Here is a 9718-nt window from a genome sequence, read left to right on the forward strand (position 1 = left end):
CCGTCGTCAGGCAGCCCGCCCGGTCAGGTGGCCCGAGCCGTCCAGGCCGGTCCGAGCCCGGGGAGGTCCGCCGCGCGCGCGTCCTCCGACTCGGGGGCGAGCCCCAGCCGCTCCCGGACCCCGCGGGTCAGGTCGTGCCGGGCGCCCATCGCCCGCGTCAGCTCCGCCGGCAGCTCCCGCCACATCGGCCGCGCGACCGCCTCCCCGTGCAGCGCGGCCACCCCGGCCGCCTGCGCGCAGCGCCCGCGCAGGGTGACCGGCTCGTCCGCCCCGAACAGCTCGCTGCGCCGCGGCTGCTCGGCCGGCCGGAACCGCGCCGGCAGCGTCAGCGGATGCTCCTCCCCGAGCGCCGCGGTGCAGTCGCTGATCAGCACCCGCCAGGTGGGCAGCGTCTCCTGCGCGGTGCCCGCGTCGGCGACCCAGCCGGCCATCACGATCCGGGCCGCGTACGTCTCCTCCCGCCCGTCCTCCAGCAGCCCGACCAGATGGGCGACGAGCACCCGCAGCCGGGCGGCGGCCTCCGCGTTGTCCCGCAGCCGCAGGACCGCGTCGCACAGCTCGCGCCGCGCGTCCGCGCCGAGGGACCCACCGTGCGCTGCTCGGAGTCGAGCCGCGGGATCAGGGAGAGCCACAGCTGGACCGCGCCCACGTCGTCGCCGGCCTTGGCCAGCTGCGTGACGTACTGGTACCGGGTGTGCAGGGTGAGGCTGTCGCTCTCCCCGAGCACCCGGCGCAGATCGCGCACGACGTCCGCGTAGAGCTAGTGCTGTGACCGGGAAGGTTCACCGGGTCGCGACGCCCGGCACGGCACCTCGCCGCGTTGTCGGACCGCGCAAGTACGTCCAGTACGAGCCGCGATCCTCCGCCTTGCGATGCACCGCACCGAACGCCGCGACCCGGCAAACCTTCCCGGCCACAGCACTAGGCGGCCTCGCGCAGGGCGCCCGCACCCGCCAGGTACCACGGCAGCAGGCAGCGGGCGTAGAGGGTGCGGCGGTCCTCGGGCCCGTGCAGGGCCTCCATGCGGGGCACGATCTCGCCGAGCAGCGCGGAGGCCTCCCCGAACAGTCCGTCACGGGCGCAGGCGCAGGCCAGGTCGAAGCCGAACTCCACGGTCAGCGGGTCCTCGGCGCCGAACAGCCGGACGGTGTCGGTGAGCAGCTCGCCCAGGGCCAGCCGCGCGATCCCGGGATCGTCCTCCGCGCGCGCCACCCGGCCGCGCTCCACCAGTGCGGCGCGGATCCGGGCGCTGAAGACCTCGCCGGGGTCGGGATCGGCGTACTCGCCCTCCAGCACCTCGTCCTCTTCGGGTTCCGGCGCGGGCTCCGGCGCGGGCGGCAGGTCCGGCTCGGTCGGGACGTACGCCCCCGCCCCGGCGGCCCCCGCCCCGGCCGCCCCGGCGCCCGCGGCTGCCGGCGCTGCGGCCGCGGCGAGCGTACGGCTCAGCGTGCGCAGCCGGTCCACCACCTGGGCGGCGTCGGCCGGCCGGTCCGCCGGATCCTTGGAGAACAGCTCCATGACCAGCCGGTCCACGGGCGGGGGCACCGGCAGGTACGTGCTCGGCGGCGGTACCTCGTGCACCTGCTGGTACATGACCTGGAGCAGGCCCCGGTCCAGCGTGAAGGGCGGCCGCCCGGTGAGCATCGTGTAGAGGAGGCAGCCCGGGGCGTACAGGTCGGTCCGCCCGTCCACCGGCCGGCCGTCGCACTGCTCGGGCGCCATGTAGGCCGGGGTGCCCACCCATCCGGGCACCGGTGAGCTTCGTGTGGTGGGTGTCGTTGTCCTCCAGGAAGCGGGCGATCCCGAAGTCCAGGAGCTTGACCAGCCCGCCGTAGGTGACCATCACGTTGCCGGGCTTCAGGTCCCGGTGGACCACCCCCGCCTCCGGCCCGCGCGCCGACTCCAGGGCCAGCGCGATCTGCTCGGCCCAGGCCAGTGCCTGCGGGAGCGCCGGCAGCCGCTGCGCGAGCTCCTCCGCGAGCGAGCGGCCCCGTACGAGCTCCATCACGATGTAGACGAGGGGTACGTCGTCCTGCGCCACGCTGTTGTAGTCGTACACGGCGACGATGTGGGGGTGCGCGAGCCGTCCCGCCGCCGTCGCCTCCCGGCCGAGCCGGGACACCAGCTCGGGGACGAGCGCCGGATCGGCCTCCTCGCGGATCAGCTTGATCGCGACCTTGCGGCGGATGCGCGGCGGATGCGCCGGTCGATGCCCTCCCAGACCTCGCCCATGCCGCCCACGTCCAGGCGCCGGACCAGCTCATATCGGGCGTCGAGCACTTCTCCGGCACGCATGGATCCCCCCGTTTCCCCTGCCGCCGCAGACAGGATCCGCATCGGCCCGCGGATGGGACGGGAAGACCGGGGCCGGTCGCCACGGACGGTAGCCTTGGCCTGTGCCCCGTCTCTCTGAAGTCATCGCCGCGCTGGACGCTCTGTGGCCCCCCTCGCGGGCCGAGGAGTGGGATGCCGTCGGCACCGTCTGCGGCGACCCCGACGCCGAGGTCTCCCGGGTCCTGTTCGCCGTCGACCCCGTCCAGGAGATCGTCGACGAAGCGGTGAAGCTGGGTGCCGACCTGCTCGTCACCCACCACCCCCTCTACCTGCGGGGCACCACCACCGTCGAGGCCGGCACCTTCAAGGGCCGCGTCGTACACACGCTGATCAAGAACGACATCGCGCTGCACGTCGCCCACACCAACGCCGACACCGCCGACCCCGGCGTCTCCGACGCCCTCGCCGGCGCCCTCGACCTGCGCGTCACCGGCCCGCTGGTCCCCGACCCGAGCGACCCCGCCGGCCGCCGGGGCCTGGGCCGGCTCTGCGAGCTGGACCGCCCCGAGACGCTGCGCGAGTTCACGGCGCGCGTCGCCGCCTGGCTCCAGCCGACCGCGCAGGGCATCCGGGTCGCCGGCGACCCCGACGCGATGATCCGCAGGGTCGCGGTCAGCGGCGGCTCCGGCGACAGCCTCTTCGCGCAGGTCCGGGCCGCCGGGGTCGACGCGTACGTCACCGCCGACCTGCGCCACCACCCGGTGTCCGAGGCCCGCGAGCAGAGCCCGCTCGCCCTCGTCGACGCCGCCCACTGGGCCACCGAATGGCCCTGGTGCGAGCAGGCCGCGGCCCAGCTCGACGCCATCTCCGAGCGCAACGGCTGGGGTCTGCGGACCTATGTCTCGCGCACGGCCACCGACCCGTGGACGGCGCACGCGCCGTCCGTGACATCCCCTTCGACCTCCCCTTCTCTCCCTGGAGCCCCCAACTGAACGCCGAGCCCGCCGACCAGATCCGACTTCTCGACGTCCAGGCCCTGGACGTCCGGCTGTCTCAGCTCACCCACAAGCGCAAGATGCTCCCCGAGCACGCCGAGGTCGACTCGCTGACCAGCGACCTGGCCCAGCAGCGCGACTTCCTCGTCGCCGCCCAGACGCAGGCCACCGACGCCGCCCGCGAGCAGACCAAGGCCGAGCAGGACGTGGACCAGGTGCGCCAGCGCGCCGCCCGCGACCAGTCCCGCCTGGACACCGGCGTCGGCATCTCCGCCCGCGACCTGGCCAACCTGCAGAGCGAGGTCGTCTCCCTCGCCAAGCGCCAGGGTGACCTGGAGGACGTGGTCCTGGAGGTCATGGAGCGTCTGGAGGGTGCGCAGGAGCGCGTCACCGAGCTCACCGACCGGGTCGCCTCCCTGGAGGCCAAGCTCGTCGACGCCACCGCGCGCCGCGACGCCGCCACCGGCGAGATCGACGCCGAGCTCGCGGGCATCGCCAAGGACCGCGAGGTCATCGTCACCACGATGCCGGCCCCGCTGATCGCCCTGTACGAGAAGATCCGCGTGAAGCAGGGCGGCGTCGGCGCCGCCCGCCTGTCGCAGCGCCGCTGCGAGGGCTGCCGCCTGGAGCTCGACCTCGCCGAGGTCAACGAGATCAAGGCCGCCGCCCGCGACCAGATCGTCCGGCACGAGAGCTGCGGTCGCATCCTGGTCCGCATGGCCGACTCGGGCATCTGATGCCGCAGTTCGTTGTGGAAGCCGACGGCGGCTCCCGGGGCAACCCGGGGCCCGCCGGTTACGGCTCCGTCGTCCTCGACCCGGTGACGGGCGAGACGCTGGCCGAGCGCGCGGAGTACATCGGCGTCGCGACGAACAACGTGGCCGAGTACAAGGGCCTCATCGCCGGGCTGAAGGCCGCCCGCGAGCTGGACCCGGACGCGGTGGTCCTCGTCCGCATGGACTCCAAGCTCGTCGTCGAGCAGATGTCGGGCCGCTGGAAGATCAAGCACCCGGACATGAAGCCGCTCGCGGCGGAGGCGGCGAAGGTCATGCCGCGTGCCCAGGTGACGTACGAGTGGATCCCGCGCGAGAAGAACAAGCACGCGGACCGGCTCGCGAACGAGGCGATGGACGCGGGCAAGCGCGGCAAGCAGTGGGAGCCTTCGAACTCCTCCGCAGCCCTGGACGCCTCGGCGGCCCGCACCCTGGCGACCCCGCCGCCAACGGGCCCCGTGGGCGACGCCGCGGCGGGTGCCGCGGCCGTCCGCGCCGCGCTGGCCTCCGGCGGTGGTACGCGGACCCGTGCGGGCGCTGCTGCGGGCGGGACGGCCGGCTCCGCACCGGCCGGGGCCGACACCCTCTTCGGTGACCCGGCCGACCTCGTGGACCCGGCGGCCCCGGCTTCCGCGCCGGACACGGCCGGTGGGGCCACCGGCACGGCGACCGGCGCCGCTCCCGCCCCCGCGGCGGGACAGGGCTGGGGACCCGACATGGGCCCCCCCGCCACTTTCGTGCTGCTGCGCCACGGCGAGACCGCGCTGACCCCGCAGAAGCGGTTCTCGGGCAGCGGCGGCAGCGACCCGGAGCTCTCCGCGGCGGGCCGCCGCCAGGCCGCCGCCGTCGCGGAGTCGCTGGCCGCGCGCGGCACCATCGAGACGGTGATCAGCTCCCCGCTGCGGCGCTGCCGGGAGACCGCGCAGGCCGTCGCCGACCGGCTCGGGCTCACCGTCACCGTCGAAGAGGGCCTGCGCGAGGTCGACTTCGGCGCGTGGGAGGGGCTGACCTTCGCGGAGGCGCGCGAGCGCCACCCCGAGGACCTCCAGGCGTGGCTGGACTCCCCGAAGGCCGCCCCCACGGGCGGCGGCGAAAGCTTCGCCTCGGCCACCCGCCGCATCTCGGCGACCCGGGACCGGCTGCTCGCCGAGCACGCGGGCCGCACGGTCCTGCTGGTCTCGCACGTGACGCCGGTCAAGATCCTGGTCCGCCTCGCGCTGGGCGCCCCGCCGGAGGCCCTGTTCCGCATGGAGCTCTCGGCGGCCTCCCTGTCGGCGGTCGCCTACTACGCCGACGGCAACGCCTCGGTCCGCCTCCTGAACGACACGTCCCACCTGCGCTGACCCACCGCGCCCGGCCGCACGACGAGGCCCCCCGCCCCGACCGGGCGGGGGGCCTCGCCGCAATCCCGGCCGGCCTCGTCGTGTGGTGGTCAGCGCACCACCGTCACCTGCTCCTTCGACCACTCCGCGCTGCTCCACCAGCCGCGAAGAGTCTTACGCGTCCCAGCGGCCTCCCCGTCGTTCACGTCGTTCGGCTTGGCCGTCAACTCCCACTTGTGAGTGCCGCAGGAGACCGGCTCCGACCGGTAGCGGGCCGTGCATGTGCTGGTGATCCGGTAGGTGTGGGTGACCGTGTCGTGGTTCAGGACGTTCGGCGCGCAGGTCATGGATTCGGCCTCGTCTCCCGAGGGTCCCGGGTCGCATTCAATCCAGACCTTGTACAGGGGCTCGGCGCCGGCGGTCGGCCGTGGTGCGGGCCTGGTCTCCAGTGGCGGTTCCACCACCTGCACCGTCGGCGTAGGCGTCGGCGTGGGCGTGGAGTTCGACTGTGACACGGCGGAACCAGAGCTGTCCGACGGCAGCTTCATGACGGTGACCTTGATGTCCTCCCACCGGACGGTGTCAGGTTTGGCGTCGACCAGCTGTCCCAATCCCTCCCCCCGGTTCTTTGCGTGCGGTCCGAGAGTCATGTCCCACCTGTAGGTCCCACAGGGCTTGTGGTTGGGGGCCTCGTCTCCACGCATGACGCCTTCGCATGTCGCGGTCACACGGTAGACGCGGGTGACATCGGCCAGGTTCTCGAAGTCGGGGCGGCACACGAGGCGGTAAGGGTTGGCGGAGTGTTCGCCCGTGGCCTCACAGGAGACCCCGTCCATCTTGTAATCGTTGGGCTGCGGGTTCATCGGTTCTGGAGTCCATGCCGGTTCGGGCGTCGCGCTGGGCGTCGTCTCGGGGGCCAGGCTCTGCGTCACCACCGCGTCCGTACCCGCAGAGGACTCACTGTCGCTCTGCGGAAGAAAATTGCTGAGAAGCAGAGCAAGGGTGCAGAAAAGAAGCACCTTCCCCCAAGGCGCCGTGGAAGGCTTCTCCCTGTAACCCCCGTGCGTGACAGGCCCCGTCCGCCGGGCGCGGGCGGGCGTCGGCGGCATGCGGACACCGGACGGGGTAACCGGCCGCGCTACCGAAGACGCGGGCCGATGCTGCTGCTTCTCCTGCTTCTGCTGCCGCTTCTGATGGTGACGGTGGATCTCCCGCAGGTATTCCTGCTCGTTCCGCTCCATCCGGCGCTGGTGGTAGTCCGGCGGCAGAACGGGCAGGATCGGGTCTCTTGGCGTCGCGTACGGCCTGTATCCGGGAGGCACGCACGGGTGCGGCCCTTCATGCGGCGGGGGAACCGTTCGCTCAAGCTCTTGGACGGACGCTTCAAGCTGATGCCGGCGGGTGAGATCGGTGTCCGGGACGGGTACCGCCCACTGCGAGGTGTCCAGCTCGCGGACCGGCGGCACCATCTCCCCTATACGGGTGTAGACGAGGGTGGGGAACACGAGCGTTCCCTGGGGGCTGTGCGCGTCCGCGAGGAGGTCGGCGAGGCCGGCGGCGTCGGGCCGCGTGCCGGGGTCCTTCGCGAGGGCGGCGCTCACGTGCTCCAGCAGTCCGTCCGGGATGCCGCTCAGGTCAGGTTCGGCGTTGATGATCCGGTGGTCGATCCCCGTCGGCGTGCCGAAGACGTGCCTGCCGGATGCGGCATAGGCGATCAGCAGGCCCCAGGTGAAGATGTCCGAGGCCGTCACCGTGTGCCCGGTGATGAACTGTTCGGGGGCCATCCAGCCGGGGCTGCCGGTGCGAACGCGGGTCGCCGTGGCGTCGAGGTGGTGGGCGATGCCGAAGTCCAGGACGCGGGGCCCGTCAGAGGCCAGGATCACGTTGGCAGGCTTGAGGTCCCGGTGGGCTATGCCCGCGTGGTGAATACAGGCGAGGGCGTGCGCGGTGGCTGCGGCGAACGTGAGCAGATTCGCGCCCGACAGGGGCCCATAAGCGCGTATGTGCCGGTCGAGGGTGTGGCCGGGTATGTAGGGGGTGGCCAGCCACGGGTACTCGGCATCCGCGTCCGCGTCCGTGAGGGACAGGACGTAGGGGCCCTTGATCTTCATGAGCGTGGCGATCTCGCGGGCGAACCGCTTGCGGTGGCCCGCATCGTGGGCGAAGTCCTCGCGGATGACCTTCACAGCGGTCGGCTGCCCGTCGCGTCCGTGGGCGAAGTACACGATGCCCATGCCGCCTGCGCCGATACGGTGCAGCGGCCGGTAGGGGCCTATGAGGGCTGGCAGGGACTGCCCGTCGGAGCCGATAACGGCCACAGCACTTCCGTCACTTTCGCGGTGGTGATCTGGGGTTCCGCCGGCTGCGCCGTGGACGGACGGCGCGGCCGGGCTGTTCTGTTGAGAAGCCGGGGCCGTACTATTTCGTGGAGGCGTACTGCTTCACGCTCTCCAGCAGGAACATCGGCGCGGTCATCTGGCCGCCCATCGTCGTCGTGTACGTGTACGGCGTGGAGACCCGGACCTCGGCCTCGAACACGTCGCCGTCCACGATGTCCTTGATGCCGCTCTCGCCGAGGAAGTCGACGAACATCGAGTTCGTGTCACAGTCGGAGACGTACCCGTACTTCGGCTGGTGCTTCTCACCGCACGAGTTCGCCCGGAACGAATAGCTGCCGGTAGCACTGTCCGCCTGGGTGACATACCCGTACACCCGGTAGCACTTGTCGAAGTGCGCGGCGGGGTCCTTCGCGAGGAGCTTGAACTCCCGGTCGCTCAGCTTCTCGTAGTTCGTGCACTCCACGGCAACCGGCTCCGGGCTCGGAGTCGGCGTGGGAGTCGGACTGGGCGTGACCTTCGCAGGGCTGCTGGTCGATCCCGTCACCGTGATGTCGTACCCGGCGGGGGCGCCGGCGCAGCTCGACTCCACCGTCATCGTGGCGAACCCGGCCGCCGCGTTGCTTTCCGGCTTCACATCCCTGTCGTAGCCGCCCTTGGTGTCGAAGAACGGCCCCGCCGTGGTGCCGCTGCAGCCGGACGACGAGGTCGCGGTGACCGACGCCGTCATCGTCTGCACCGTCGCCGTCCAATTCTGGGTGCTCAGCTCGACCTGGATCTGGTTGCCCCTACAGGTCACCGACTGGACTTCCACGCCCATCTCCAGCGTCCGGTAGCGGTAGTCGGTATTGGCCTCCTCGGCGGGAGACTTGCAGTTCTTCCAGCCCTCCTCCGCCGAGGCGCTGGGCTTCGGCGCGGCCGAGGTTGCCTGCTTGCCGTCCGGCGCCAGGACGAGTGCCGCCGTAGCACCCACCGCGCTGAAGGCGAGGGCGCCGCCGCCCATGAGCGCGTACCGCTTCCACGGTCGGGGCGTCTTGGCGGGCGGAGTCGGGGGCTGGGCCGGGAGCGGCGGCGCGTCCGGCGACGACGGGTGGGGGTAGCCGTAGACCGGGCCGGGCGGATGCTGCGGCTCGGGGGGAAGCGTCATCAGGTGGCTCCTTGCTGTGAGGTATGGCGAGTAGGGGTGGTGGCAGGGCGGGGCTGCTCAGGAGGAAGCGGCGTTTCCGCTGCTGGTCAGCTTGACGAGGGTGGGGAGTTGCGGGCGTCCTCCCAGGTCGAGCTGTCGGAACTCCCAGCCGGTGATCTTCGCGGTAGCGGGTACCCGGTAGATGAATGTCATGTCATCGTCGAAGCCGGGCTGGAGCTGGTCGTTGCAGCCGGGGTTGCCCGGGATCTTGTAAAGGTCCTGGATGGTGTCGTACTTGCGCTGTTGCTCGTCCAGGAGGTTGTCGAGGACCGGGGCCCCGCAGGTGAGGTCTATGCCTTCCTTGGTGTCGTTGAACACCTTCGTCTGGACAGTGACGAACTTCGCCCCGTCGCCCGCCTTCTGGGTGCCCTCGGTCGTCTTGATGCTGTCGCTCTCGCCGAGAGCCTTCACGGTGACGACCGTTCCCATGTGGCGGGCTTCCTGGCCGATGGTGAACTCGGCCGGCGCGCTCGGCTCGGGACTCGGTGTTTCCGTCCGTGCCGGTACGGGTGTCCTGAACGGGCTGAAGCTGTCCACGGTGGTCGGGGTGTTGGGAGCCGGGGCGGCTTCTGGCGCGGCCGGGCCGGCGGTAAGGGTGTAGGCGAGGGCGCCGGTCGAGGCGAGGAACGCGACGGTCATGCAGATTGCGGCGGTCTTCCAGCGGTTCGGGGACGGCACTGGCACGGCGGGGGAATGCTCGGGCATCGGCGGCATGCGATCAGTCATCGGGACTCCTGAACGAGAGGGGGGCGGGGGCACCCGAACCGCAGGGGGGGGGGGGGGGGTGGGGTTTTTTGAGGGGGGGGGGGGGGGGGATTTGTTTTTGTTGTGA

General features: G+C 71.9%; 9 protein-coding genes and 1 pseudogene. 3 read left to right on the top strand and 7 right to left on the bottom strand.

The annotated features are described in order from the left end of the window. Positions 1–23 precede the first annotated feature (23 nt). The 4 genes and pseudogenes from ACFWBW_RS16120 to ACFWBW_RS16135 all read right to left on the bottom strand — a co-directional run bounded on the left by ACFWBW_RS16120 (position 24) and on the right by ACFWBW_RS16135 (position 2295). The gene (locus ACFWBW_RS16120) at positions 24–632 is read right to left on the bottom strand and encodes a hypothetical protein (protein WP_385372830.1); all 609 of its coding nucleotides are present in this window, start codon (positions 630–632) and stop codon (positions 24–26) included. A gap of 289 nt (positions 633–921) precedes the next feature. Then, positions 922–1752 carry a serine/threonine-protein kinase gene (locus ACFWBW_RS16125; protein WP_385372832.1) on the bottom strand — a complete coding sequence of 277 codons (831 nt, stop codon included), beginning with the start codon at positions 1750–1752 and terminating at the stop codon, positions 922–924. Between the two features lie 67 nt (positions 1753–1819). After that, positions 1820–2221: pseudogene (locus tag ACFWBW_RS16130) on the bottom strand (protein kinase); the annotation flags it as partial. After that, entirely contained in the window at positions 2161–2295 is a 135-nt protein-coding gene (locus tag ACFWBW_RS16135; protein ID WP_385372834.1) for a hypothetical protein, read from the bottom strand. The gene ACFWBW_RS16135 and the pseudogene ACFWBW_RS16130, both read right to left, overlap by 61 nt. A gap of 101 nt (positions 2296–2396) precedes the next feature. On the opposite strand from ACFWBW_RS16135, the gene ACFWBW_RS16140 reads away from it, so the two are divergent. Genes ACFWBW_RS16140 through ACFWBW_RS16150 form a run of 3 tightly spaced genes read left to right on the top strand, consistent with a single transcriptional unit; the run spans position 2397 to position 5385 of the window. Beyond that, positions 2397–3266 carry a Nif3-like dinuclear metal center hexameric protein gene (locus tag ACFWBW_RS16140; protein WP_385372836.1) on the top strand — a complete coding sequence of 290 codons (870 nt, stop codon included), beginning with the start codon at positions 2397–2399 and terminating at the stop codon, positions 3264–3266. Then, complete coding sequence (locus ACFWBW_RS16145; RefSeq protein ID WP_385372881.1) at positions 3263–4006, top strand: zinc ribbon domain-containing protein; 744 nt, start codon at positions 3263–3265, stop codon at positions 4004–4006. The genes ACFWBW_RS16140 and ACFWBW_RS16145 overlap by 4 nt, the downstream gene beginning before the upstream one ends. Next, complete coding sequence (locus ACFWBW_RS16150; RefSeq protein WP_385372838.1) at positions 4006–5385, top strand: bifunctional RNase H/acid phosphatase; 1380 nt, start codon at positions 4006–4008, stop codon at positions 5383–5385. The genes ACFWBW_RS16145 and ACFWBW_RS16150 overlap by 1 nt, the downstream gene beginning before the upstream one ends. A gap of 89 nt (positions 5386–5474) precedes the next feature. Here the strand turns inward: ACFWBW_RS16150 and ACFWBW_RS16155 are convergent, their stop codons facing one another. From ACFWBW_RS16155 to ACFWBW_RS16165, 3 genes are all read right to left on the bottom strand, one after another. Further along, on the bottom strand, positions 5475–7682 hold the full coding sequence (locus ACFWBW_RS16155) for a serine/threonine protein kinase (protein ID WP_385372840.1): 2208 nt from the start codon (positions 7680–7682) through the stop codon (positions 5475–5477). Positions 7683–7782: 100 nt separating this feature from the next. Further along, the gene (locus ACFWBW_RS16160; protein WP_385372841.1) at positions 7783–8847 is read right to left on the bottom strand and encodes a hypothetical protein; all 1065 of its coding nucleotides are present in this window, start codon (positions 8845–8847) and stop codon (positions 7783–7785) included. A 57-nt stretch (positions 8848–8904) separates the two neighbouring features. Beyond that, a complete protein-coding gene (locus ACFWBW_RS16165) occupies positions 8905–9612 on the bottom strand; it encodes a hypothetical protein (protein WP_385372843.1) in 708 nt (235 codons plus the stop codon). Between the last annotated feature and the right edge of the window lie 106 nt (positions 9613–9718).

Source organism: Streptomyces sp. NPDC059957, assembly GCF_042730015.1.
Classification (GTDB): domain Bacteria; phylum Actinomycetota; class Actinomycetes; order Streptomycetales; family Streptomycetaceae; genus Streptomyces.